Below are 23,714 nucleotides of genomic sequence, written 5' to 3'. Positions count from 1 at the left end.
CTTTAATCAGGGAAAAAATCGCTCACCGACCTGAAAAAGTGCATAAAGCGTTTTTCTGTTATTTTGATCCTTATGCGGCTGATTTCTCATTGGGATTTCGTAACCGGCGGGCAATCATACCGCCCGGTTAAGAGAAAGAGAGGCAAGTTAGCTGCCCAAAATTCGCGTGTTTAAGGTTTTGTGAGACAGAGGCCGGTATGCATGGGTCGCAATGGATAATAATCAGCAAGGTCCGATCACTTATTTAACAAGGAGAATTCACTGTGCCATCACTCTTAAGAACAACGCTGACGCCATTAGCGCTAACGCTAACGATTCTGTGCGTATCACTCCCGGCACAGGCCTGGGTAAAAGATCGCGTCTATAAGTTCACCGTCCTTCACACCAACGATCACCATGGACATTTCTGGCCGGATGAACACGATCAGTATGGGCTGGCAGCGCAGAAAACCATGATGGATCAGATCCGCTACGATGTGCAGGCCCACGGCGGACAGGTACTGATCCTCTCCGGCGGTGACATCAACACCGGCGTGCCGGAATCCGATCTTCAGGATGCCGAACCTGATTTTCGCGGCATGAATCTGATTGGCTATGATGCGATGGCGATTGGCAATCATGAATTCGATAACCCGCTCTCCGTCCTGCGCCAGCAGCAAAAGTGGGCAAAATTCCCGCTTCTTTCCGCCAATATTTATCAAAAAAGTACCGGAACACGCCTTTTCCAGCCCTATGCGCTGTTTAACCGCATGGGGCTGAAAATCGCGGTCATTGGGCTGACCACCGATGACACCGCCAAAATCGGTAACCCGGCGTATTTCACCGACATGGAATTTCGCCCACCCGCTACCGAGGCTAAGGCCGTGGTTGAGACGCTGCGAAGTAAAGAGAAGCCGGACGTGATTATTGCCGCCACCCATATGGGACATTACGACAACGGGCAGCACGGTTCTAACGCGCCGGGCGATGTGGAGATGGCCCGGGCGCTTCCGGCAGGCTATCTGGACCTGATTGTAGGCGGCCACTCGCAGAATCCGGTGTGTATGGCGAAGCCCAACGTCAGGCAGGTCGATTACGTGCCGGGTACGCCCTGTCAGCCCGATAAGCAAAACGGCACCTGGATTGTCCAGGCGCACGAATGGGGCAAATACATTGGTCGTGCAGACTTTAGCTTTCTTAACGGCACGCTGACGCTTGAACACTATGAGCTGGTGCCGATCAATCTGAAGCATAAGGTCGCCAATGCCGACGGCAGCACCAGCTGGATTAACTACACCCCGGAGATTGCGAAAAATCCTGCCATGATGAAGCTGCTTACCCCCTTCCAGAAAAAGGGCGAGGCGCAGCTTGGGGTGAAAATTGGCAGTGCAAACGGGCACTTCGAGGGGGATCGCAGCAAGGTTCGCTTTGTACAGACAAACCTGGCCAGGCTGATGCTGGCCTCGCAGATAGCTCGCACCGGCGCCGATTTTGCAGTGATGAGCGGCGGGGGCGTGCGTGACTCTATTGAGTCGGGCACCCTGACCTATAAGGATGTGCTGAAGGTACAGCCGTTCGGCAACACGCTGACCTGGGTGGAGATGAAAGGGCGTGACGTTGAAAAATATCTGGCGGTGGTGGCGAATATCAAACCGGATTCAGGCGGCTACGCGCAGTTTGCCAACGTTAGCCTGGTTGCCGACGGCACGGGCGTCAGCCAGATCACAATCAAAGGCCAGCCGCTGGAAGCCGACAAAACTTACCGTATGACCACCCTGAGTTTTAACGCGTCGGGCGGGGATGGCTACCCGGCCATAGACAAGTTACCGGGCTACGTGAATACCGGTTTTGTCGATGCCGAAGTGTTAAAAGAGTATATCCAGAGCCATTCACCGCTTGACGCCGCAGCGTATGAACCAAAAGGCGAGATTGTCCACAAGGCAGAAAATGCGCCCCCTGCACAGCCGTCAGATAAGCCGAAAAAGTGGCGACTGCCGACCTTTCTGACGGCGATGCTGGAGTAGGCCCGGTTTTAATAGCAGGCTCTGCGCCCGACCCAGCGCTTACGCAGCGTATCGTATAGCCAGTTATAGAAGAGGGTATAGGGCAGATAAAACAGGAAAAAGGCGATCTCAATCATAAAGGCCTGCTTCAGGCTTGTCTCCAGCATAAAGGCGGCAACCGGCAGGCCAATGGCGATAAACCCGCCTTCAAAGCCCACGGCCTGCACGATGCGCAGCGGCAGGCCCCTTTTAACGCTCTCTCGCGGGAACAGCCTGTCGAAAACGGCGTTATAAACCATGTTCCAGACCATCGCCAGGGTCGAAAGCACAATTGCCAGCGCGCCCATCTGAAACAGGGGTTTGTCCAGCGCCCACGCCGCCACCGGGGCGACCAGCATAAGTGCCAGACCTTCATAACCTACGGCATGGAAAAAACGTTCTTTCAACGTCCAGTGACGCATAGTTGCTCCTTATTTGATATGAGCGCCATTTTCCGTCGTCCATCTGATAAGATGAAATTAGAAAGCATCGATAAAAGCGATACATTAATGCGTTATTCACCGGAATCATTGGAAGCTTTTGTGCAGACCGTCGAGAGCGGCTCCTTTTCGGCCGCCGCGCGCGCCCTGCGTAAAAGCCAGTCAACCATTAGCACCGCCGTGGCGAATCTTGAGGCCGACTTAGGTTTTGCGTTATTCAGTCGGGAGGGACGTTCGCCGGTGCTTACCGACAACGGTAAGCGGGCGCTGGCACAGGTCCGGGAAATCCTCTCTGCCAGCGGGAAGCTGGATGAGCTGGCCGTCAGGCTGGCAGGAGAGGTAGAGCCCTGCCTCAGTATGGCTATTTCTGATTTCTGGCAGGCGGATTATCATGAGTCACTGCTAAAGCGCTTTGCCGCTCGCTACCCCAATATCGAATTTGAATGCATGATCGCTGAAGATGACGATGTGATAGATCTGCTGCAAACGGGCAGGGCACATATTGGCGTGATCCGCGTGCAGCCAGAGTACCCACCGGAGATCGCCACCTCCCGCCTGCAGGTAGAGGCAGAAATGGGCATCTTTCTGCATCAGGACAATCCGCTGGCACAACAGTCGTTGGTCAATGAAGAGGAATTGAGGGAGATGCGTCAGCTCAGCCTGAATACCTGGATTGAAAAGGAACATTATCAGCCTGGTAAAGTCTGGACCGCGCCATCTTACCTGCTGCTGCTGGAGATGGCCGAGCAGGGGTTTGGCTGGAGCGTTTTGCCGCGCTGGATGGTAGAGCAATTTGGTCATCAGCTCTTACTTGAGCTGCCGGTTAAAGGTTGGCCAAGGAAGATTTCGGTGGATGCCTGCTGGTCCCGACGAACGCCACCGGGACCGGCAGGACGCTGGATGCTCGACCAGCTCATGGCCCAGCAGGCGGGCTAAATATCTGCGCATAATACCCTGACATTTTGCCTGTCCCGGTTGTGCCCTGCATAACGCAGATGCCGCGGGGTTCCCTCCCTGGCACCTGGCTACTCATCGCGTCGGGAAATATCGGCGAAGCTGGCGTTCAGCTGCCCAGCCAGATCCGCCGGGGCAAGCTCAATGTCTAATCCGCGCTTGCCGCCGGACACAAAAATGGTGGCAAACTGCCGTGCGGGCGCATCAATAACGGTAGGCAGGCGCTTCTTCTGACCCAGCGGGCTGATCCCCCCGAGCAGATAACCGGTAGTGCGCTGCGCGATCTGAGGATCGGCCATCTCCACTTTTTTTGCACCTAATGCCCGGGCGACCAGCTTCAAGTCCAGCTTTCCCGCCACCGGCGTAACCGCTACCGCCAGCGTTTTGTTATCGCCATTCAGCGCAACCAGCAGCGTTTTATAAACCCGGTTAGCATCAAGATTGAGTTTACGTACCGCTTCATCACCAAAGTTCGATTCACCCGCATCATGCTCGTAAGCGTGCAGAGAAAAGGTGACCTTTTGTTTTTCGAGAAGTTTTATTGCAGGCGTCATTGATCCCGTCCTTAATGCGTGCCAGTCGCTACAGGTTGCGGCTAATTAATTAATTAACAATAATGGTGGCGAAAAACCAGGCTTTAAGCGACAATTCGCCCCTCACCGACAACCTGATTGTCAGTGAATAACTAAAATCATAAAAACTTCCTTATTGACGGGCCGATAATAATATTGGCCCTTTTTTTTATCTCTGATTCAATAAATCGGGCAGATTTCCCTCACCATAAAGATGCAGGGCCCCCACCGCAACGACATATTTCCCAGCAGGCAGCGCCCTGAGCGCGTCATTCCAGCGCTGATTACGCTGTAGCATCAGAACGTCATTCAGGGCGCTGTTAAACGTCCCGGGAAGCTGGGACTGACCGGTACGCGGCGGCGATTCAAGCCACCAGCCGATCATCGTCTGCAACAGACGTGCGTTAGTCTGCCAGTGTGTTAGCGTGTCCTGTAACAGGGACAGGCCATTATCGGGCAGCGCGCGCAGCAGGGCCAGCTGAGTTTCCGGACCTTCCAGCTCAATGACCCGCTTTTCCTGCTTTTTCGCCGCATTAAGTAGTTGAAAATCAATGCCGTAGTCGGCCCGCAGGCCGAGAATCTGCGCCTGCTGGGCCTGTAACATCAGCGCGACCTGCCAGGCAGGCAGAATATCCGCGGCCTCCGGGGAGATGGCGACCTCGTCACACAGGCGACAGAACCGGGCGTATTCCTCGCGGGTCAATCGTTCGCTCAGGGGTGAACAACGCTCACTTTCCGTAAACGGAGAGGCTCCGGCGGTAATATCGGCTTCCACGATTAACGCGTCTGCCTGCGCAAGCCGCGACTGCAACACGGCAGGCAGCGGCAGCATACCCTGCGTTCCCATATGGATACTGCCCACCAGGTGAAGCTGCCTGTCACCCAGAGTGATGTCCTGTGCCGGATAGGCATAGTGGCGCGGCGACAGCACCTGCCAGAATGCGCTTATCAGGTGCAATAATTTTCCCATGCTCTCTGTCTCCTGCCCGTTATCATTCTATGCTAACGGTTTAGCGTATCGGGCGACAGAGAAAAGGGTCACTTCCAGACTGGACTGAGGGAGATTACGCGGAGGGCAGACGATAGCGGATCAGGCGATTTGCGTTGCTGACTACGGTGATGGACGAGAGCGCCATGGCCACGCTGGCAACCACCGGGCTGAGCAGGGTGCCGGTTAGCGGATACAGGACGCCCGCCGCGATGGGAATACCAATAGCGTTGTAAACAAAGGCGCCCAGCAGATTCTGCTTCATATTTCTCAGCGTGGCTTTAGCGATCGCCAGCGCATCCGTTACGGCATTCAAATCCTGGCGCATCAGCGTGATGGCCGCTGTTTCAATCGCCACATCGCTGCCGCTGCCCATGGCAATCCCTACGTCAGCCTGGGCCAGCGCCGGGGCATCATTAATCCCATCGCCAATCATCGCCACCCGATGCCCCTGCTGCTGCAGGTGCTGAATAGCCTCCGCTTTTCCCTCGGGCAGTACGCCCGCTATCGCCCGATCGATACCCGCTTCACGCGCGACCGCCCGTGCGGTTTTCTCATTATCACCGGTCAGCATGACTAACTGATAGCCCTCCTGACGCAGGCGTTTCAGCACCGCGCTCGTCTCAGCACGCAGCGGATCGCGGATTGACAGCATTGCGGTCAGCCTGCCCTCTGCGGCCAGCAGTATCGGCGTGATGCCCTGGGCGGCCTGCGTGGAGATCAGATCGTCGACAGCCGAAATATCAATCTCCTGCTGCGCCATCAGTGCGCCATTGCCCAGCAGCATCGGCACGCCGTCGAGATTGCCGCTCACGCCGAAACCGGGCAGCGTACGGAACTGGGTGATGTCGGGCAGACGAATATCACCCGCGCGATCGAGGACCGCCCTCGCCAGGGGATGCTGCGATCCCTGTTCCAGCGCGGCCGCCCAGCTTAACGCCTGCTGCTGCGAAGCGCCGTTAAACAGCTGGATATCGACCACGCGCGGTGCGCCTTCGGTCAGCGTACCGGTTTTATCAAATACCAGCGTCGTTAGCGTACTGGCTCGCTGTAGCGCATCGGCGTCGCGTACCAGCACGCCAGACTCAGCAGCCCGGCCCACGCCCGCAATCACCGACATTGGCGTGGCCAGGCCCAGCGCGCAGGGGCAGGCGATAATCAGGACGGTGGTGGCAATCACCAGCGTATACACCAGCTGCGGCGCCGGTCCAACCGCGTACCACACCGCCGCGCTCAGCAGGGCGATAGCGACAACCACTGGCACAAAAATGGCGGAAATTTTATCGGCCATCTGACCAATTTCCGGCTTGCTGCTCTGGGCCTGGCGAACGCGATTAATGATGCGCGACAGGGTGGTATTTTTCCCGACCGCTTCGGCGGTAAAAAGCACGCTACCATCCTGCACCACCGTACCGGCATGCACGGCATCACCGCTGGCTTTCTGCTGCGGGATGGCTTCACCGGTCAGCATTGCCTCGTCCAGCCAGGCCTCGCCACGGGTAATGGTACCGTCGACCGGAACCCGATCGCCGGTGGTCAGGCGCAGGATCATTCCCGGCATGACATCACTGAGTGCAAGGGTCTGTTCGCCCTCATCGGTGACCACGCGGGCGGTGGGCGGGGTAAGGTCAAGCAGGCGTTCCAGCGCCTGGGAGGCACGCTGGCGTGCGCGCTGCTCCAGCATATGGCCGAGATTAATCAGACCAATAATGGTGGCGCTGGCTTCGTAGTAAAGATGTCTGGCCTGCGGGGGGAAAACGTCGGGCCAGAGGTTAACGCTGACGGAATAGAGCCAGGCGGCACCCGTACCCAGCGCCACCAGCGTATCCATGGTGGCAGTGCCCTTTAGCAGGCTTTTTACCGCGCTGCGGTAGAAGTGGCCGCCCGCCACGATCATCACCAGCAGCGTCAGTATACCGACCACCAGCCAGCCGCTGCGGTTGCTGGCGGTCAGCATCATATTATTGCCGATCATCCCCCAGATCATTAGCGGAATGCCCAGCGTCAGGGCCAGTATGGCCTGCCAGCGAAAGCGTCGCGTCGCCTGCTCCGCTTTCTGCTGCTGTTTTTCACGTCGCGCGCCGTCATCTTCGATGATTTCTGCGGCATAGCCCGCGTTTTTAACCGCGTCGATTAGCGTCTGTGGCGGCACGGAGCCCATCACCAGCGCACTGCGTTCGGCAAGGTTAACGCGGGCCTGACTGACGCCCTGTACCTGCGTCAGCGCGTTCTGCACGCGGCTGACGCAGCTGGCGCAGCTCATGCCATCAATCAGCAGATGAAAGCTGTCGATGTCCTGTGCCGGAAGCTTTGCAGGGGCCGCTGTCAGCGCTTCCGGCTGGGTCTCTGTTACTGTCAGCGGTTCAGGCTTTGGGCGCGCGTTGCCCTGGTTAAGGCTGGCGTGATAACCCGCCTGCTCAACGGTAGCGATCAGATCGTCGGCACGGGCGCTGCCGCTGATGCGGGCTTCGGTAATTGACACATCAGCCTGTTCAACATCATCGCGCTTTTCGAGCGACTCTTTCACGCGCTTCACGCAGTGGCCACAGGTCAGGCCGTCCAGCGTTAGCAGAGTGGTTTGTGACATAGTAAAGCCTCCTGATAGTTCGGTTTGACCGGAAAACGAATTTCCAGTAGATAAGAAGGGTAAACCTTCCATCAAGGGGAAGGTCAAGGAGCACACCATGAATATCAGCGATGTGGCTAAAAAGACCGGATTAACCAGCAAAACGATCCGTTTTTATGAAGAGAAGGGGCTGGTAACACCTCCGCTGCGTAGTGAAAATGGCTATCGCAGCTACAGCAGTAAGCACATTGAGGAGCTCACGCTGCTGCGACAGGCACGGCAGGTTGGATTTAATCTTGAGGAGTGTCGTGAAATGATCGGCCTGTTCAATAATCCTCAGCGGCACAGTGCGGATGTGAAAGCCCGTACGCTGGATAAAGTGGCGGAAATTGAGTCGCATATCCATGAGCTTAACCTGATGCGTACGCGCCTGCTGGCCCTGGCAGAGAGTTGTCCCGGCGATGATAGCGCCGATTGCCCGATTATTAACAACCTTGCGGGCTGCTGCCACCGTTAAGCCGCATCGGCCAAATCCAGCAGCACCGGCAGCATCGCAGCAAGGGTAGCATTATCAGTATTGGCAGCACTGTTAGCTTCAGCCGCATCGCCGTATCGCAGCAATGTAGCATTGGCAGCATCGCATCCCGGCAGGCCAGTTTAGCGTATAACCCGGGTGTCCGACCCTCCAGCATTGGCTGGGCGTCTGATTATGCGCAGGGTAATACCTTCTACGGCAACCACGGTAACGGGCGTACCGGCAGGAAAGTCTTCCCCAGCCTGAACGCGCCAGCTACTGTCCCCAATCCGCACGTGCCCAAAACCATCTGACAGCGCTTCGTCGAGCGTCAGCTGTCGGCCAATTAGCTGACTACCGCGCTGGTTGAGGGTGGAAATGGGCTTTTTGCGGTCCTGACCTTTCAGCCAGTGGTTCCACCACAGCGCCGACAGGATTGTTAGCAGAGCAAAACTGATCCCCTGCCACTCCCAGGGCAGTGGTACCAGCCACACCAGCAGGCTGACCAGCACGGCGGCAACGCCGCTCCACAGCAGGTAACCGCTGGCACCAAGCATTTCGGCCGCCAGCAGGACACCGCCCAGCGTCAGCCACATCACCCAGGGTGTTGCTAACAGATCGCTTATCATCAGATTTTCCGATCCTTCTTGCTCTCATTGAGTAGCTCAGAAATACCGGCGATGGAGCCCATCAGGCTGGTGGCTTCCAGCGGCATCAGCACCATCTTGCTGTTACTGGACGTGCCAATTTTTTGCAGCGCATCAGTGTATTTTTGCGCGACGAAATAGTTGATGGCCTGAATATCACCCGCGGCGATAGCCTCCGACACCATTTTAGTCGCCTGCGCCTCCGCTTCGGCGCTTCTTTCACGCGCTTCCGCCTGTAGAAATGCCGACTGCCTTTCGCCTTCAGCCTTCAGGATTTGCGACTGCTTTTCCCCTTCGGCGCGCAGGATCGCTGCCTGCCGAACCCCCTCAGCTTCCAGGATATCCGCGCGTTTGGTTCGTTCGGCTTTCATCTGGGCATTCATTGAGGCGATCAGCTCGGCAGGGGGACGAACATCGCGGATCTCAATACGGGTGATTTTGATGCCCCAGGGGTTGGTGGCCTCGTCGAGAATGCGTAACAGGCGGGTATTAATGTTGTCACGCTGTGACAGCATTTCATCCAGCTCCATTGAACCGAGCACGGTACGCATATTGGTCATGGTCAGATTGATGATTGCCAGTTCCAGATTACTCACTTCATAGGCGGCGCGAGGAGAATCGACCACCTGAATAAAGCACACCGCATCAATGGTGACGCTGGCGTTATCGCGGGAGATAATTTCCTGCGAAGGAATATCGAGGACCTGCTCCATCATATTGATTTTACGGCCTACTCTGTCCATAAAGGGCACAATCAGGTTAAGGCCGGGCTGGAGCGTATTGGTATAGCGGCCAAACCGCTCTACCGTCCACTGATAGCCCTGTGGAACGATTTTGATGCCTGACCAGACGACGATCAACGCCAGGATGATAATGACAGGAATAACAGTAAGCATAAATTAACCTCCGGATTGTTGCTGCCAGGGCCGAATCATTCGGCCCGTACCCGTCATTCTACAGCATGTCGGGCGGTTAGCTGCTTCTTAATGGTACAGAAGCAATCAGTAAAGCAGGGAGTAAAGCTGGCGGCGATACCTGGCTGCCAGCGCGTCGCCGGTGCCCAACGCCGCAAGGATGTCCTGCAATATTTTACGTACCTGGCCGTTAGCCGCGCCGAGATCTTTTTTCAGATGACCAAACAGCAGCTCAAGCGCTTCTTCATTGCGTCCTACCTGATGCAGCTGCAAAGCCAGCTGCGTTGCCAGCTCAGCGTTGTCCGGCTGGGAAGCAATCTGCTGCTGGAGCTGCTGAATTTCCGGCGTATCGGCGGCCTGTTTTAACAGATCGATTTGCGCAATAAGCCCCTGATAGCGCGTGTCCTTATCCTGGAGCGGCACGACTTTGAGCACCTCTTCCGCCTCTTCGCTGCGGTTGAGGGCTATTAGCGCTTCGGCCAGCAAAAAGCCCATTTCGCTGTTCTGATTACTCAGCTGCCAGGCTTCCTTAAGCAGGGGAAGGGCATCCAGCACTTTGCCTTCATCCATCAGGCGCATACCTTCCTGCGCTTTCAGCTCCTCTTCCTTAGGCAGCACCTTGTGCAACAGCGCGCGGATAGCTTCTTCCGGCTGTGGGCCCTGGAATCCATCCACCGGCTGACCATTCTGGAACAGATAAACGGTCGGGATGGAACGCAGGCCAAACTGCTGCGCAACGGCGGGTTGTGCATCGCAATCCAGCTCTGCCAGGACAAACTGCCCGGCATACTCCTGCGCGAGGCGCTCCAGCACCGGCGTTAATTCCTGACAGTGCTGACTGCGTGCAGACCAGAAATAGAACAGTACGGGTACCTGCATAGACTGCTCAAGCGTCTGCTGCAGGTTAGTTTCGTCAATCGTAATAATGCTAGCTTGTGGTGACATGAATTCGTCTCTTTTCAGTGTTTCTCATTGTATTGGGGCGACCGCGTGCGCTTCAAGGCCTGATATCACCGTAAGGCTACTTCCCGCGCAAAATGCGATCCAGTATCCAGCCCGGAAGTAAGCGCCGTAATACCGTCATGGCGTGCGCGACCAGCGTCACGGGATAGCGCAGCCGTGGATGTTTGCTCTCCAAAGCATGGCGCAACCTGGGTAATATTGCTTCCGGCGGCAGGGTAAAGCGTGCGGCAATACCGGGATTTTTTACCGGCTTATCGCGCTCGGCCTGGCTAACGTTGTCGGTAAAGCGGGTGCTGATTGGCCCGGGTTCAATCAGGCTGACGCGAATGCCGCTGCCGTGCAGCTCCATGCGCAGCGCATCAGTCCATGCCTCCAGCGCATACTTGCTGGCCGCATAGGCACCGCGTCCGGGCGTGGAAATCAGCCCCAGTACCGAGCTGGTATTAATGATGCGCGCATCGCCGCTGGCGCGCAGCGCGGGCAGCAGAAGCGTAGTGAGCTGATGTGTACCAAACAGATTGGTGGCAAACTGCTGCTCCAGCTGCTGGCGAGAGATGGAGGCCAGCGGCCCGTACACGCCATAGCCGCCGTTATTAAAGAGCCCATCCAGGCGGTTATCGCACAGCGCGATAATTTCCGCGGCAGCCCGCTCCACGCTGATACTGTCGTTGAGATCGAGCTGGATGCCGGTAAAACCCAGCGCGTTCATACGCTGTACATCCTCGGGTTTACGACAGGCCGCCAGAATTCGGTAGCCACGACGTAGCAGGTCGTTGGCAGCGATAAAGCCTATTCCACTGGAACAGCCGGTAATAACGATATTTTTTTGCATAGAGTTACCTGTGAGCGGTCATCACAACCGGTCATTATTGCTTAATCAGCGGAGCCAGCTCGCTGGCCATCAGCCCGGTAATAAAGGGCTGGGCATCAGGGTTAGGATGAATACCATCCTGCTGCATCCATTCCGGCTTCAGGTAGACCTGCTCCATAAAAAAAGGTACCAGCGGAATGGCGTTCGCTTTCGCCAGCCGGGGGTAAATGGCACCGAAGGATTCGGTATAGCGTCGGCCATAGTTGGCAGGCAGGCGAATTTGCATCAGCAGAGGCTGAGCATTGGCCGCTTTGACCTGGCTGATAATCGCGCTAAGATCCTTCTCGATAGCCTGTGGCGGGAAGCCGCGCAGTCCATCATTTCCACCCAGCTCAATCAATACCCACCGCGGCTGATGCTGTTTAAGCAGGGCTGGCAGGCGAGCCAGCCCCTGCGCCACGGTGTCGCCGCTTATGCTACCGTTAACGATAGCAGGCGAACTATGCCACTTATCATTGAGTTGCGCGGGCCATGCGGCGCTGGCGGACATGCGATAACCGGCGCTCAGGCTGTCACCGAGCACCAGCAGCGTATCTGCCGCCGCCGCGCGTAGCGATATCAAAGCCAGTAATAAAAGGACAGGGTAATGCCAGCGGAAAACATTCTTGAAGTTCATCGTCTTAGTAAGTCCGTCGGTCAGGGTGAGCATCAGCTCTCCATCCTTACCGGAGTTGAGCTGGTTGTCAAACCAGCTGAAACCCTCGCACTGATTGGCGAGTCAGGCTCCGGCAAGTCAACCCTGCTGGGTATTTTAGCCGGGCTTGATGATGGGACCGAGGGAGAGGTTACGCTGCTGGGTTCGCCGCTTCACCAGATGGATGAAGAGCAGCGAGCTGCGCTGCGGGCGAAGAGTATTGGCTTTGTTTTTCAGTCTTTTATGTTGGTTCCCACGCTCAACGCACTGGAGAACGTTCAGCTTCCGGCGCTGCTGCGCGGCGATAGCGACAGGCAGAGTCGTGCTCAGGCGCAGGAATTGCTAACCCAGCTTGGCCTGGCCGCGCGCATGACGCACCTGCCCGCACAGCTTTCAGGCGGTGAGCAACAGCGCGTAGCGCTGGCCCGCGCGTTCAGCGGACGTCCGGCGCTGCTGTTTGCCGACGAGCCTACCGGTAACCTCGATCGTAAAACCGGCGATCGCATTGCCGACCTGCTATTCGGACTCAACCGCGACTTTGCGACCACGCTGATTCTGGTCACGCATGATGAACAGCTGGCCGCCCGCTGCGATCGGCGGCTACGCGTGCGTGACGGTAAACTGTGGGAGGAGGCATGATCTGGCGCTGGTTTTGGCGAGAGTGGAAGTCCCCCTCGCTGCTGATTGTCTGGCTGGCGCTCACGCTGGCGGTGGCCTGCGTACTGGCGCTCGGATCGCTAAGCGACCGGATGGAAAAAGGGCTGACTCAGCAGAGTCGCGACTACATGGCAGGCGATCGCACGCTGCAAAGCGCCCGCGAGGTACCTCAGGCATGGCTTGATAACGCGCACCAGCTGGGGCTGAGGGTGGGGCGGCAGCTCACCTTTATGACCATGACCTTTGCCGGTGATACGCCCCAGCTGGCTTCGGTGAAGGCCGTAGACGACGGCTACCCGCTGGCAGGACAGCTGGCTACCGAACCTGCGGCACTTAAACCCACTGTGGGGACGGTGCTGGTGGCACCGCGCCTGCAGGCGCTGCTTAACCTGCCCGCAGGCGGTCATCTGGACGTCGGGGATGCGACGCTGCGCGTCGCGGGCGTGGTCGTTCAGGAGCCGGATGCGGGTTTCAATCCGTTCCAGACTGCGCCACGGCTGTTAATGAACCTGGCCGACGTGGAGAAGACCGGCGCAATTCAGCCTGGCAGCCGGGTGACCTGGCGCTATAAGTTCGCCGGTACGCCCGCCCAGCTCAGCCGGTATGACAGCTTCATTGCCGCGCATCTCCAACCCGACCAGCGCTGGATAAGCGTTGAAAACTCAGAGGATGCCCTGGGCAAATCGATGCAGCGTGCGCAGCAGTTCCTGCTGCTATCGGCGCTGTTAACGCTGATGCTGGCCATTGCGGCAGTCGCCGTTGCGATGAGCCACTACTGCCGCAACCGCTACGATCTGGTGGCGGTGCTTAAGACGCTGGGAGCGGGCCGCACCGCCCTCAGAAAGCTGATTGTCGGCCAGTGGCTGGCGGTACTGCTGCTGGCGGCAGCAGGCGGCAGCGCGCTGGGGCTGGCCTTTGAGGGCATTCTGCTGCATATGCTCGGGCCGGTTCTTCCGGCGCAGCTGCCGCCTGCGAGCGGCTGGCCGTGGCTCTGGGCGCTGGGTTCGCTGTTTATTATTTCACTGCTGGTGGGGCTGCGCCCCTATCGTCTGCTGCTGGCTACGCAGCCGCTGCGGGTTCTCCGGCAGGATGCTGTCGCCAACGTCTGGCCCCTGAAGTTCTATCTGCCCGTCATGGGGCTGGTGGTGGTGGCACTGCTGGCCATACTGGTTGGCGGCAGCGGCCTGCTCTGGGCGCTGGTTGCGGGTATTGCGCTGCTTTCACTACTGCTGGGTGCAGTCGGCTGGGCCGGGCTGATGGTTTTGCGTCGACTGACCGGACGGAGTCTGCCATTTCGTCTGGCGATAAACCGATTGCTGCGCCAGCCGTGGACGACCTTCAGCCAGCTGGCGGCCTTCTCACTTTCATTTATGCTGCTGGCGCTGCTGCTGATTATGCGCGGAGATCTGCTGGATCGCTGGCAACAGCAGATGCCGCCCGGCAGCCCTAACTATTTTCTGCTGAACCTGACGCAGGATCAGATCCCGCAGGTCAGGACATTCCTGGAACAGCATCAGGTCCAGCCACAGACCTTTTATCCTATCGCCCGGGTCAGGCTGACGGGGATCAACAACCAGCCTGCCGATCCGACGCGCGATAATGCTCTTAACCGCGAGCTTAACTTAACCTGGCAAACGCAGCTCCCCGATCACAACCCACTGGTCGCGGGTAGCTGGCCACCAAAAACGGGAGAGGTGTCAATGGAGGAGGCGCTTGCCGGTCGGCTGGGGATAGGGCTGGGTGACACGCTGACCTTCACCGGTGACACTCAGGCTTTCTCAGCCAAAATTACCAGCCTGCGCAAGGTGGACTGGGAGAGCCTGAAACCTAACTTTTTCTTTATTTTCCCGCCAGGCGCGCTGGATACCCAGCCGCAAACCTGGCTAACCAGTTTTCGGCTTGAGGGCAACACGGCGATGCTGGCCCAGTTAAACCGCGCGTTTCCTACTCTCAGCCTGCTGGATATCGGTACGCTATTGCGCCAGATTGGGCAGGTTCTTGCCCAGGTCAGCAGGGCGCTGGAAGTGATGGTTATTCTGGTGACCGCCTGTGGCATCCTGCTTCTACTGGCGCAGATTCAGGTTGGAATGCGCCAGCGCAGACAGGAGCTGGTGGTCTGTCGTACGCTGGGAGCCGGCAAAAAACTCCTGCGGCATACGCTGTGGTGTGAGTTTGCGCTACTGGGTGCCGTATCAGGACTGGCCGCCGCATCCGGTGCCGAAGCGGCCCTGTGGGGCCTGCAACGCTACGTATTTGACTTCCCGTGGCAGCCTGACCTGCTGATTTGGCTTGTACTGCCGCTTGCAGGGGCGCTACTGCTGTCATTGTGCGGAGGATGGCTGGGCGTGCGGCTGCTGAAAGGGAAAGCGCTGTTCAGAGGGTATAACGCAGCGTAGGTAATCAGGCTGGCTGGCGGGGGTCCGCTCGGTAGCCAGCCTGGTGGTTAAATGGCGTAGTGGGGTCGGATGATATCTAATTCTACACCCAGCCTGATGGCGTGTTTGGCGTTGCTCACCCCTAACTTTCTGACTACATTACCGATATGAAATTTCACTGTTGTCACTTTGATCCCGAGGATTAATGCTATTTCCTGATAAGACTTTCCAACACTTGCCCAGTAAAAAATTTCGTTCTCTCGTCTTGATAGAAGCTGACCCGTCGTCATCTTTTTAGCTGGCGCTTTACTTTGTTCCTGATAAAGCGTTATTAACTGCTCATGTGCTGTAACCAGGAGCATTTGAACCCGGTCTTTATTGCAGTGCAAAGCATTCTTAAGTTGACTGTCACTGTAGGGATTAAGGAAAAGAGACAGCACTACCAGGTTATTGTGCTGGTCATGGACAACGAAGGTACAGCCACTGGTGATATTATGATGACATGCCATATCAAACAGACGTGGTATCTGGACCCCTCGCTGCATAAGGCTTTTTTCATCCCAAAAAAAGGGGGTGAGCCTTTGCTGGGCACGACTCAGGACAGGATCGATATGGTGAAAGCTATTATCGATATAGACCTCGAACCATTCGCGCCTGTTTGAGATAATTGAAAAGTCGGCTGGATTATTTTTATTTCGGATTGCGTATGCGTAGTTAATATTTTTAAGCGTCTTCAGTTCCACTTCCAGATAGTCCTGGATGACGGTATTTATAGCTTCCTTATTGAACAAAGGCTGAATCATATCATTTCCTCGCAAAACCCTGCCTGATTTTATAAGAAAACCGACCGGGAACACCGTTACCTGTCTTTAACGCAGGTTTAAATTAATTCAGAAGACACCATCATTAAGTGAGTGGGTTTTATAACGTTATAAAAAAATATCCCTGTGTGTTGGCAATTAAAAATATCGGATCACTGATTTTGTTTGGCTCTAAGATAAATTTTCTTTAGCAAAAATGATAGCTCTACTTAAGTACAGTTAGTGGCGTTTTTTTAACCCTGTCACTCGTACGGTAAGATGCAGTCTGCGGATCAGCCCGCAGGCTGCATCTGATTCTTCTTGCCTGAACTTAACCCTCTAACCTCTCAATCGCCCAGGCTATCCCACTGGCGTACTCTTCCGGCAGCAGCGGCACCAGGTTATGCAGTGCCACCTGTAGCGATTTCACGCTGACATCGTTCAGATTGAGATGTCCAACCTTCCGGCCCGCGCGAACCTCTTTTTCGTACCAGTGCAGATGCACCAGCGGCAGATCTAACCACTGCACATTAACCCCGGTGCCGATCAAATTGATCATTACTGACGGCGTGCTGACCACCGGCTTCGGCAGAGGGAGGTTCAGGATTGCGCGCAGATGCAGCTCGAACTGGCTGATGGAGGCGCCGTTTTGCGTCCAGTGCCCGCTGTTATGCACGCGCGGGGCCAGTTCATTGATCAGCAGACCTTCCGGCACCACAAAGCACTCCATCGCCATCACGCCGACATAGTTCAGCTCATGCATAATGGCCGACAGCATCGTTTCTGCCTGCTGCTGCCGGGCCTTATCCGGCTCCGGCAACGCCACGCTGGTGCGCAGAATGCCGTCCTGATGAAGGTTATGCGTCAGCGGATAAAAAACCGTACTGCCATCAGATGCCCGGGCACCAACCAGCGACACTTCGCCGGAGAAGTTAATGCCCTGTTCCACAATGCATTCACCGTAGCCGTCAGCGGGCAGCGCATCGGTTTCGCCCTGGCGTAAACGCCACTGGCCCCGGCCATCGTAGCCGCCGGTGCGGCGCTTAACGATCGCCAGCTCGCCCAGAGTCGCAAAAATTTGCGGCCACTCGCTGGCTTCGGCCAGCAGCTGCCAGGGCGCAGTGGCCAGGCCCAGCCGATCGAGGAGCTGTTTTTGCGTCAGCCGATCTGCCAGCAGCGGAAAGATATCGCGGTTAACAAAAGCAGTATGGCTGGCCAGCTCGCGCGTCAGCGCCGTTTCCGGCCAGCGTTCAATCTCAGCGGTGATCACGCTCTGCTGAATGGGCAGCGCTTCTGGCTCGGCGTCAAGGCCAACAGGATAGACAGCAATGCCCAGCGGCTCCCCGGCCTGACGCAGCATGCGCCCCAGCTGTCCATTACCCAGTACGCAGACCGGCTTCATGGGTTCACCTGTGGGTCTGGATTATTTAGCACCTCGTCGGTCTGGCTTTTGCGCCAGTCGGCGAGGCGTGTAGCCAGGCCTGCATCATGCAGCGCCAGGATCTGCGCAGCCAGCAGCGCTGCGTTTGCCGCGCCCGCCTTGCCGATGGCCAGCGTACCGACCGGGATACCGCGCGGCATCTGCACAATGGAGTAAAGGCTGTCGACGCCGCTCAGGGCTGCACTTTGTACCGGAACGCCGAGGACCGGCACCAGCGTCTTCGCGGCCAGCATACCCGGAAGATGGGCCGCCCCGCCCGCACCGGCAATAATCACCTGAAAGCCATTTTCCTGCGCCTGTTCGGCAAAGCTAAAGAGCTTGTCCGGCGTGCGGTGGGCCGAAACGACTTCGCAGTGAAAAGGGACGGCCAGGCTGGTGAGAATTTCCGCAGCAAGCTGCATGGTTGCCCAGTCACTTTTGGAACCCATAACAATAGCAATGCGGGCCGATGCGGCGTTGGAAGACATGCGGGTCTGACTCCTGTGATTGTACATACGTCATCGGAAGGCCTGCACCTGCTTGAGCGGGCCGCCGGATGGGAAGGGCTGAGAGAATAACATGACTGGAGGGCAAGGAAAACGGTTGCGTATGCCCTTCATCCGCAAAAAAACTGCATTTAACCGCCTAAAAGGGGAAAGCGATCAATGCCGTTTCATCGGGGCTGACGCGGATCATCGAGCCTTCGGTGTGCCATGCGCCCAGCACCAGACGCTCGGCGGGCTGGCCGTTAACCTCGAGCTGATGAACGGCGGGTCGGTGGGTATGGCCATGTATCAGGCACTGCACCTGATGATGCGACATTGACTCGCTGACCGCAGCGGAATTGACGTCCATAATCGCGACATCTTTACTGCTGTTAGCCTGTTTACTGCCGGATCGCATACGCGCGGCAATCCGCTGGCGCAGAGAGAGGGGGAGGGCAAGGAACAGTTTTTGCAGCCAGCGCTGATGAACCCGGCGGCGAAACTGCTGGTAGCCTGCATCGTCAGTGCAGAGCGTGTCACCATGCATAATCAGAATGCGTTTACCGTACAGTTCCAGCACCGTCTCCTGGGGCAGGAGCGTCATGCCGCAGGCGGCGGCAAAGCGCTTACCCAGCAGGAAATCACGGTTGCCATGAATAAAGTAGCTGGGAATGTCACGCTGCTTTAGCGCGTTAAGGGCAAGGGCGATTTCTGCATGCAGCGGCTGAGGGTCGTCGTCGCCGATCCAGGCTTCAAACAGATCGCCGAGAATATATAACGCATCGGCGTGGAAAGCTTCACGGCGCAAAAAAGCAAGAAAACCGGCAGTGATTGCCGGTTCTTCAGTGCAGAGATGCAAATCTGCGATAAACAGCGTGCAGGACATTATTCGCTAACGATCACGTTCTGAATGATAACGTCTTCTTTTGGCACGTCCTGATGCATACCGCTGCGACCGGTGGCAACGGCTTTGATCTTCTCAACCACATCCATACCTTCAACCACTTCTGCAAATACGCAGTAACCCCAGCCCTGCAGGCTTTCGTCGCGGAAGTTCAGGAAGTCGTTATCCGCCACGTTGATAAAAAACTGCGCGGTCGCGGAGTGAGGAGCCTGAGTACGGGCCATGGCCAGCGTACCTTTGGTGTTCTTCAGACCGTTGCTGGCTTCGTTGCGGATCTCTTCTTTGGTATCTTTCTGCTTCATGCCCGGTTCGAAACCGCCGCCCTGAACCATAAAGCCGTTGATAACGCGGTGAAAGATGGTGTTGTTATAAAAACCTTCACGGCAGTATTCCAGGAAGTTTTTAACGGTAGCTGGCGCTTTGTCATCAAAGGTTTTGATAACGATATCGCCATGATTAGTCTGGAAAGTAACCATATTATCATCCTGTAGAAATTGAAGTATTTATCGGTAAGCAAGTGCCGGTGCCCTCAGGGCATTCGCACGCTTTTGGCAGACCGCTTTTATATCACAAATTGTCATGTCGAGTCAGCCCTGCTGCATAACGGGACCGCGCTAGCGCCTTGCTTTGCGTGGCGGTTACGTTAACAATACGGCAGAATACCAAACTGGTTTATCCCGCACACGTTAAAAACGGAATGTCTCAATGCTAAAGATTTACAACACCCTGAGTCGTCAAAAAGAGGAATTTAAACCCATTCATGCTGGTGCTGTTGGCATGTACGTGTGCGGCATTACCGTTTATGACCTCTGTCACATTGGACACGGACGCACGTTTGTTGCTTTTGACGTGGTGGCACGCTACCTGCGCTATCTGGGTTACTCGCTGAAATACGTGCGTAACATCACCGATGTTGACGACAAGATCATCAAACGTGCCAACGAGAACGGCGAGTCGATAGAAGTGCTGACCAACCGGATGATTAGCGAGATGCATGCAGATTTTGCTGCTCTCAACATCCTGCCGCCGGATTGTGAGCCACGCGCCACGCGCCATATCGTCGAAATTATTGAAATTGTCGAAAAGCTGCTCGCGCGCGATCACGCTTATGTTGCCAGCAACGGTGACGTGATGTTCTCGGTGGATAGCGATCCGAATTATGGCCAGCTCTCCCGTCAGGATCTGGATCAGCTCCAGGCCGGTGCCCGTGTGGACGTGGCGGAAGACGTCAAGCGCAATCCGATGGACTTTGTGCTGTGGAAGATGTCGAAAGCCAACGAGCCGGGCTGGGATTCACCCTGGGGCGAAGGCCGTCCGGGCTGGCACATTGAGTGCTCGGCGATGAACTGCAAGCAGCTGGGCGACCATTTTGATATCCACGGCGGCGGATCAGACCTGATGTTCCCACATCACGAGAACGAGATCGCCCAGTCCAGCTGTGCGCACGACGGTCCCTATGTGAACTACTGGATGCACTCCGGCATGGTGATGGTAGACCGTGAGAAAATGTCGAAGTCGCTGGGTAACTTCTTCACTATGCGCGACGTGCTGGCACATTATGATGCGGAAACGGTGCGTTACTTCCTGATGTCGGGCCACTATCGCAGCCAGCTAAACTACGGCGAAGATAACCTGAAACAGGCGCGATCGGCGCTGGAACGCCTCTATATTGCCCTGCGTAATACGGATGCGTCGGCGTTACCCGCGGGTGGTGAGGCATTCGAGGCCCGCTTCCGCGAGGCGATGGACGATGACTTCAACACGCCGGAAGCCTACTCGGTGCTGTTCGATCTGGCGCGCGAAGTGAACCGCATGAAGGCTGAGAATGTTGCCGCCGTTGACGGTCTGGCCGCAACGCTACGTTCGCTTGCTGGCGTACTGGGCCTGCTGGCGCAGGATCCGGAGCTATTTTTGCAGAGCGGAGCACAGGACGCGAATGATAACTCGGCGGAAATTGATGCGCTGGTGCAGATGCGAATTAACGCGCGTAAAGAGAAAAACTGGGCGCAGGCGGATGTTGCGCGCGACAAGCTGAATGAACTGGGCATTGTGCTGGAAGATGGCCCGCAGGGCACCAGCTGGCGTCGGAAGTAGTAAACAGCGTCAGGGGCGCTCGCTCCTGACGCTTCTCCCGGTGCTCAGCCCGCGGGCGGGGCACCGGGAAGAGGTAATCTTATTCGGTCACCGTAATGCTGTTACCGTCGAACTCCACCTTCTGGCCGGAGACGATTTTGCAGCGCTTACGGATTTCAACCTTGCCATCAACGGTGACATAGCCTTCGGCTATCAGCGATTTCGCCACCGCGCCGCTTTCTACCCAGCCTTCCAGCTTCAGCAGATCGCAGAGATCGACGTGCGGATGCTTACCTAAAGAGAACGTTGCCATTACTGTGCTGCTCCATCATTAAATTCTTCACATGCCTGAAGGGTATTCTGGATAAGCGTGGCGACCGTCATCGGGCCAACGCCGCCAGGAACCGGCGTAATATACGACGCGCGCGCGGAAGCGGCTTCAAAATCCACATCGCCCACGACCTTGCCACTCTCCAGGCGGTTAATGCCCACATCTATCACAATCGCACCGGGCTTAATCCAGTCGCCGGGGATAAAGCCGGGCTTGCCGACGGCAACGACCAGCAGATCCGCATGCTCGACGTGACGACGCAAATCTTTGGTAAAACGGTGAGTTACGGTTGTGGTGCAGCCCGCCAGCAGCAGCTCCATACTCATCGGACGGCCCACGATATTGGATGCACCAATCACCACCGCATTAAGCCCGAAAGTATCAATATTATAGCGCTCAAGCAGGGTAACGATGCCGCGAGGCGTACAGGGGCGAAGCTTAGGCGCACGCTGGCACAGGCGGCCAACGTTATAAGGGTGGAAGCCATCCACGTCCTTGGTTGGCGAAATATGCTCCAGCACCTTAACGTTATCAATGCCTGCCGGCAGCGGCAGCTGCACCAGGATGCCGTCGATTTCACCGTCGTTATTCAACTGCTCAATCAGCTCCAGCAGCTCTGCTTCGCTGGTGGTCGCGGGCAGGTCGTAAGAGCGGGAGATAAAGCCCACCTCTTCGCAGGCGCGACGCTTGCTGCTTACGTAAATCTGCGAAGCCGGGTTCTCACCCACCAGAACCACGGCCAGCCCAGGCGCCCGTTTTCCAGCGGCCAGACGCTGCTGCACTTTCTCAGCAACCTCCTGTCGTACCTGCTGCGCAATCGTTTTACCGTCAATAATCTTTGCTACCATCAGAGAGGGGATCCATCTGTGTTGAGTTAAAACGGGGAATGGCGCCTATTTTGTCAGAAGCGGCGGCCGCTGTCAGGCACAGTTTTGCCGGCTACTGTGCAATAGTGCAGCAACAGCGCGCCGCATCAGGTAAAATCGTTGACTCAGCAGCCCTGCTCCGTATAATTCGACGCAGTTCACTATGCGCCCTTAGCTCAGTTGGATAGAGCACCGGCCTTCTAAGCCGTAGGTCACAGGTTCGAATCCTGTAGGGCGTACCATTTTGAAGTAAATAGACGTCAACCGACGTCTTTTTTTATGCCTGAAATTCAGTGAGTTGGTTGATTTCAGCGCGTCGAAACTCTCTCAGTATCTACCTACATCTACCAGCATCAAGTAATATCTGTTGGTATATGTGATGGTACATCCCCGTTCAATGAAATCTTGTACCAACAGCCAGCAACGGAGAGCCCCAAATGGCATTAACCGATGTGAAGGTAAGAAGTGCAAAGCCTACCGACAAGCCTTATAAGCTTACCGATGGTGAAGGCATGCATTTAATGGTTCATCCCAATGGATCTAAATACTGGCGCTTACAGTACCGCTTTGACGGTAAGCAAAAGATGTTGGCACTGGGTATCTACCCTGAGATTTCGCTATCTGAAGCCAGGCAGCGGAGAGATGAAGCTAAGCGGCAAGTCGCTAACGCTATTGATCCCAGCGAACAGAAAAAGGTTGAGAAACAAGCTCGCAAAGCGACAGTGGAAAATACCTTCAAAGCTATCGCATTGGAATGGCATGAGTACAAACGCCCTAACTGGTCAAAGGGTTACGCTGAAGACATTATGGAAGCGTTTGAAAACGATATCTTCCCGGATATTGGTAAACGCCCGATTGCAGAAATCAAGCCTCTGGAGATCCTCAGCTCACTTCGTAAACTCGAAAAACGTGGTGTTCTCGACAAGCTGCGTAAAATCCGGCAGGCCTGCAACCAGGTGTTTCGTTACGCCATTGTTACGGGTCGCGCTGAATCTAACCCAGCATCCGAGCTGGCAAGTGCACTAACTCCGCCAAAATCTGTGCACTATCCGCACCTGTTAGCGGATGAACTTCCTGCTTTCTTAGAGGCTCTCGCCGCTTATTCCGGTAGCCCAATAACTCGACTGGCGACAAAGATTCTAATGTTAACAGGAGTTCGTACTGTTGAACTCCGTATGGCCGAATGGCAAGAGTTCGATTTTGATAAGCGAGTTTGGGAAGTTCCGGTAGAAAGGATGAAGATGCGCCGCCCACATCTGGTGCCATTGTCCGATCAGGTTGTGGCAGCACTACGTGAAATCCAGGATATAACAGGCCGTTATAATCTGGTATTTCCTGGGCGTAACGACATCACCAAGCCAATGAGCGAAGCGAGTATCAATCAGGTACTAAAAAGGATTGGGTATCACGGGAAGGCGACAGGTCATGGCTTCAGGCACACCATGAGTACTATCTTGCATGAACAAGGCTATAACACGGCTTGGATCGAGTTGCAGCTGGCTCATGTGGATAAGAATACCATTAGTGGCACGTATAACCATGCGCAGTATCTGGAGCAGCGTAGGGAGATGTTGCAGTGGTATGGGGATTATGTTTGTGAGTTGGATGGCCAGGGAACAGGGAGTGTGGTTGGGTTTCGTACGAAATAATGTTATAAAAAAGTAAAGTTAATACGAGCTTCAGTAATAATATTACGAAAATTAACGTTCACAGATGGAA

23 protein-coding genes and 1 tRNA gene are annotated in these 23,714 nt (G+C 56.0%); 8 read left to right on the top strand and 16 right to left on the bottom strand.

The genetic code is table 11. From position 1 onward, the window contains the following. Nucleotides 1–287 precede the first annotated feature (287 nt). Nucleotides 288–2,003 (top strand): bifunctional UDP-sugar hydrolase/5'-nucleotidase UshA, encoded by a 1,716-nt coding sequence (gene ushA / locus AC4PCC_RS15410; protein WP_492127540.1) that lies wholly within the window; start codon nt 288–290, stop codon nt 2,001–2,003. Between the two features lie 8 nt (nt 2,004–2,011). Here ushA and AC4PCC_RS15405 read toward each other — a convergent pair whose 3' ends face one another. Beyond that, the gene (locus AC4PCC_RS15405; protein WP_492125093.1) at nt 2,012–2,443 is read right to left on the bottom strand and encodes a multidrug/biocide efflux PACE transporter; all 432 of its coding nucleotides are present in this window, start codon (nt 2,441–2,443) and stop codon (nt 2,012–2,014) included. Between the two features lie 87 nt (nt 2,444–2,530). On the opposite strand from AC4PCC_RS15405, the gene AC4PCC_RS15400 reads away from it, so the two are divergent. Beyond that, on the top strand, nt 2,531–3,397 hold the full coding sequence (locus tag AC4PCC_RS15400) for a LysR family transcriptional regulator (protein WP_492125092.1): 867 nt from the start codon (nt 2,531–2,533) through the stop codon (nt 3,395–3,397). 89 nt (nt 3,398–3,486) lie between these two features. Here AC4PCC_RS15400 and ybaK read toward each other — a convergent pair whose 3' ends face one another. From ybaK to copA, 3 genes are all read right to left on the bottom strand, one after another. Further along, the gene (ybaK, locus tag AC4PCC_RS15395; RefSeq protein WP_067705330.1) at nt 3,487–3,969 is read right to left on the bottom strand and encodes a Cys-tRNA(Pro)/Cys-tRNA(Cys) deacylase YbaK; all 483 of its coding nucleotides are present in this window, start codon (nt 3,967–3,969) and stop codon (nt 3,487–3,489) included. Nucleotides 3,970–4,156: 187 nt separating this feature from the next. Next, the gene (locus tag AC4PCC_RS15390; RefSeq protein WP_492125091.1) at nt 4,157–4,957 is read right to left on the bottom strand and encodes a TraB/GumN family protein; all 801 of its coding nucleotides are present in this window, start codon (nt 4,955–4,957) and stop codon (nt 4,157–4,159) included. A 94-nt stretch (nt 4,958–5,051) separates the two neighbouring features. Then, the gene (gene copA / locus AC4PCC_RS15385; RefSeq protein WP_492125090.1) at nt 5,052–7,562 is read right to left on the bottom strand and encodes a copper-exporting P-type ATPase CopA; all 2,511 of its coding nucleotides are present in this window, start codon (nt 7,560–7,562) and stop codon (nt 5,052–5,054) included. A gap of 97 nt (nt 7,563–7,659) precedes the next feature. On the opposite strand from copA, the gene cueR reads away from it, so the two are divergent. Beyond that, on the top strand, nt 7,660–8,058 hold the full coding sequence (gene cueR, locus AC4PCC_RS15380; protein ID WP_345830979.1) for a Cu(I)-responsive transcriptional regulator: 399 nt from the start codon (nt 7,660–7,662) through the stop codon (nt 8,056–8,058). 140 nt (nt 8,059–8,198) lie between these two features. On the opposite strand, the gene AC4PCC_RS15375 is transcribed toward cueR, so the two are convergent. The 5 genes from AC4PCC_RS15375 to tesA form a co-directional block, all read right to left on the bottom strand. Further along, a complete protein-coding gene (locus tag AC4PCC_RS15375) occupies nt 8,199–8,684 on the bottom strand; it encodes an NfeD family protein (RefSeq protein ID WP_345830983.1) in 486 nt (161 codons plus the stop codon). Beyond that, nucleotides 8,684–9,598: an SPFH domain-containing protein gene (locus AC4PCC_RS15370; RefSeq protein ID WP_067705339.1), complete on the bottom strand. Its 915-nt coding sequence runs from the start codon at nt 9,596–9,598 to the stop codon at nt 8,684–8,686. Before AC4PCC_RS15370 ends, AC4PCC_RS15375 begins: the two co-directional genes overlap by 1 nt. Before the next feature lie 105 nt (nt 9,599–9,703). After that, a complete protein-coding gene (locus AC4PCC_RS15365) occupies nt 9,704–10,561 on the bottom strand; it encodes a co-chaperone YbbN (protein WP_345830985.1) in 858 nt (285 codons plus the stop codon). A gap of 76 nt (nt 10,562–10,637) precedes the next feature. After that, nucleotides 10,638–11,411, bottom strand: coding sequence for an SDR family oxidoreductase (locus tag AC4PCC_RS15360; RefSeq protein ID WP_492125089.1), 774 nt, complete (start codon nt 11,409–11,411; stop codon nt 10,638–10,640). A gap of 34 nt (nt 11,412–11,445) precedes the next feature. After that, nucleotides 11,446–12,066 (bottom strand): multifunctional acyl-CoA thioesterase I/protease I/lysophospholipase L1, encoded by a 621-nt coding sequence (tesA, locus tag AC4PCC_RS15355; RefSeq protein ID WP_345830987.1) that lies wholly within the window; start codon nt 12,064–12,066, stop codon nt 11,446–11,448. Between tesA and ybbA the strand changes: the two genes are divergently transcribed. Together ybbA and ybbP are read left to right on the top strand one after the other, a co-directional pair. Further along, entirely contained in the window at nt 12,037–12,723 is a 687-nt protein-coding gene (ybbA, locus tag AC4PCC_RS15350) for a putative ABC transporter ATP-binding protein YbbA (protein ID WP_067705344.1), read from the top strand. The two genes, tesA and ybbA, sit on opposite strands and share 30 nt — an antisense overlap. Beyond that, nucleotides 12,720–15,137: a putative ABC transporter permease subunit YbbP gene (gene ybbP, locus AC4PCC_RS15345; protein WP_492125088.1), complete on the top strand. Its 2,418-nt coding sequence runs from the start codon at nt 12,720–12,722 to the stop codon at nt 15,135–15,137. Before ybbA ends, ybbP begins: the two co-directional genes overlap by 4 nt. Nucleotides 15,138–15,184: 47 nt before the next feature. On the opposite strand, the gene AC4PCC_RS15340 is transcribed toward ybbP, so the two are convergent. From AC4PCC_RS15340 to ppiB, 5 genes are all read right to left on the bottom strand, one after another. Next, complete coding sequence (locus tag AC4PCC_RS15340; RefSeq protein ID WP_345830991.1) at nt 15,185–15,919, bottom strand: LuxR family transcriptional regulator; 735 nt, start codon at nt 15,917–15,919, stop codon at nt 15,185–15,187. Nucleotides 15,920–16,247: 328 nt separating this feature from the next. Next, nucleotides 16,248–17,318, bottom strand: coding sequence for a 5-(carboxyamino)imidazole ribonucleotide synthase (gene purK / locus AC4PCC_RS15335; RefSeq protein WP_492125087.1), 1,071 nt, complete (start codon nt 17,316–17,318; stop codon nt 16,248–16,250). Beyond that, nucleotides 17,315–17,824: a 5-(carboxyamino)imidazole ribonucleotide mutase gene (gene purE / locus AC4PCC_RS15330; protein ID WP_492125086.1), complete on the bottom strand. Its 510-nt coding sequence runs from the start codon at nt 17,822–17,824 to the stop codon at nt 17,315–17,317. The genes purK and purE overlap by 4 nt, the downstream gene beginning before the upstream one ends. Nucleotides 17,825–17,981: 157 nt before the next feature. Beyond that, nucleotides 17,982–18,707: a UDP-2,3-diacylglucosamine diphosphatase gene (lpxH, locus tag AC4PCC_RS15325; protein WP_492125085.1), complete on the bottom strand. Its 726-nt coding sequence runs from the start codon at nt 18,705–18,707 to the stop codon at nt 17,982–17,984. Then, nucleotides 18,707–19,201, bottom strand: coding sequence for a peptidylprolyl isomerase B (ppiB, locus tag AC4PCC_RS15320; protein ID WP_345830997.1), 495 nt, complete (start codon nt 19,199–19,201; stop codon nt 18,707–18,709). The genes lpxH and ppiB overlap by 1 nt, the downstream gene beginning before the upstream one ends. 229 nt (nt 19,202–19,430) lie before the next feature. Here ppiB and cysS point away from each other — a divergent pair, with 229 nt between their 5' ends. Then, nucleotides 19,431–20,819, top strand: a complete 1,389-nt coding sequence (gene cysS / locus AC4PCC_RS15315; protein ID WP_492125084.1) for a cysteine--tRNA ligase — start codon at nt 19,431–19,433, stop codon at nt 20,817–20,819. A gap of 79 nt (nt 20,820–20,898) precedes the next feature. On the opposite strand, the gene ybcJ is transcribed toward cysS, so the two are convergent. Both ybcJ and folD read right to left on the bottom strand, forming a co-directional pair. Continuing rightward, a complete protein-coding gene (gene ybcJ, locus AC4PCC_RS15310) occupies nt 20,899–21,111 on the bottom strand; it encodes a ribosome-associated protein YbcJ (protein WP_492125083.1) in 213 nt (70 codons plus the stop codon). Then, complete coding sequence (gene folD / locus AC4PCC_RS15305) at nt 21,111–21,977, bottom strand: bifunctional methylenetetrahydrofolate dehydrogenase/methenyltetrahydrofolate cyclohydrolase FolD (RefSeq protein WP_492125082.1); 867 nt, start codon at nt 21,975–21,977, stop codon at nt 21,111–21,113. Before folD ends, ybcJ begins: the two co-directional genes overlap by 1 nt. Before the next feature lie 183 nt (nt 21,978–22,160). On the opposite strand from folD, the gene AC4PCC_RS15300 reads away from it, so the two are divergent. Further along, a tRNA-Arg gene (locus AC4PCC_RS15300) sits at nt 22,161–22,237 on the top strand. 195 nt (nt 22,238–22,432) lie between these two features. Beyond that, complete coding sequence (locus tag AC4PCC_RS15295) at nt 22,433–23,644, top strand: tyrosine-type recombinase/integrase (RefSeq protein WP_492125081.1); 1,212 nt, start codon at nt 22,433–22,435, stop codon at nt 23,642–23,644. Nucleotides 23,645–23,714: the final 70 nt, after the last annotated feature.

This window comes from Erwinia sp. L03-1 (genome assembly GCF_058686115.1).
This window is presented reverse-complemented; position numbering and strand designations above follow the sequence as displayed.

Bases quoted from the DNA above. Each gene is read 5' to 3' on its own strand.
- purE (WP_492125086.1), bottom strand. From the start codon at position 17,824: ATGTCTTCCAACGCCGCATCGGCCCGCATTGCTATTGTTATGGGTTCC.
- AC4PCC_RS15365 (WP_345830985.1), bottom strand. From the start codon at position 10,561: ATGTCACCACAAGCTAGCATTATTACGATTGACGAAACTAACCTGCAG.
- ybbA (WP_067705344.1), top strand. From the start codon at position 12,037: ATGCCAGCGGAAAACATTCTTGAAGTTCATCGTCTTAGTAAGTCCGTC.
- AC4PCC_RS15370 (WP_067705339.1), bottom strand. From the start codon at position 9,598: ATGCTTACTGTTATTCCTGTCATTATCATCCTGGCGTTGATCGTCGTC.
- ybbP (WP_492125088.1), top strand. From the start codon at position 12,720: ATGATCTGGCGCTGGTTTTGGCGAGAGTGGAAGTCCCCCTCGCTGCTG.
- tesA (WP_345830987.1), bottom strand. From the start codon at position 12,066: ATGAACTTCAAGAATGTTTTCCGCTGGCATTACCCTGTCCTTTTATTA.
- folD (WP_492125082.1), bottom strand. From the start codon at position 21,977: ATGGTAGCAAAGATTATTGACGGTAAAACGATTGCGCAGCAGGTACGA.
- cueR (WP_345830979.1), top strand. From the start codon at position 7,660: ATGAATATCAGCGATGTGGCTAAAAAGACCGGATTAACCAGCAAAACG.
- lpxH (WP_492125085.1), bottom strand. From the start codon at position 18,707: ATGTCCTGCACGCTGTTTATCGCAGATTTGCATCTCTGCACTGAAGAA.
- ybcJ (WP_492125083.1), bottom strand. From the start codon at position 21,111: ATGGCAACGTTCTCTTTAGGTAAGCATCCGCACGTCGATCTCTGCGAT.
- AC4PCC_RS15375 (WP_345830983.1), bottom strand. From the start codon at position 8,684: ATGATAAGCGATCTGTTAGCAACACCCTGGGTGATGTGGCTGACGCTG.
- AC4PCC_RS15390 (WP_492125091.1), bottom strand. From the start codon at position 4,957: ATGGGAAAATTATTGCACCTGATAAGCGCATTCTGGCAGGTGCTGTCG.
- ppiB (WP_345830997.1), bottom strand. From the start codon at position 19,201: ATGGTTACTTTCCAGACTAATCATGGCGATATCGTTATCAAAACCTTT.
- AC4PCC_RS15295 (WP_492125081.1), top strand. From the start codon at position 22,433: ATGGCATTAACCGATGTGAAGGTAAGAAGTGCAAAGCCTACCGACAAG.
- AC4PCC_RS15400 (WP_492125092.1), top strand. From the start codon at position 2,531: ATGCGTTATTCACCGGAATCATTGGAAGCTTTTGTGCAGACCGTCGAG.
- copA (WP_492125090.1), bottom strand. From the start codon at position 7,562: ATGTCACAAACCACTCTGCTAACGCTGGACGGCCTGACCTGTGGCCAC.
- purK (WP_492125087.1), bottom strand. From the start codon at position 17,318: ATGAAGCCGGTCTGCGTACTGGGTAATGGACAGCTGGGGCGCATGCTG.
- cysS (WP_492125084.1), top strand. From the start codon at position 19,431: ATGCTAAAGATTTACAACACCCTGAGTCGTCAAAAAGAGGAATTTAAA.
- AC4PCC_RS15360 (WP_492125089.1), bottom strand. From the start codon at position 11,411: ATGCAAAAAAATATCGTTATTACCGGCTGTTCCAGTGGAATAGGCTTT.
- ybaK (WP_067705330.1), bottom strand. From the start codon at position 3,969: ATGACGCCTGCAATAAAACTTCTCGAAAAACAAAAGGTCACCTTTTCT.
- AC4PCC_RS15405 (WP_492125093.1), bottom strand. From the start codon at position 2,443: ATGCGTCACTGGACGTTGAAAGAACGTTTTTTCCATGCCGTAGGTTAT.
- AC4PCC_RS15340 (WP_345830991.1), bottom strand. From the start codon at position 15,919: ATGATTCAGCCTTTGTTCAATAAGGAAGCTATAAATACCGTCATCCAG.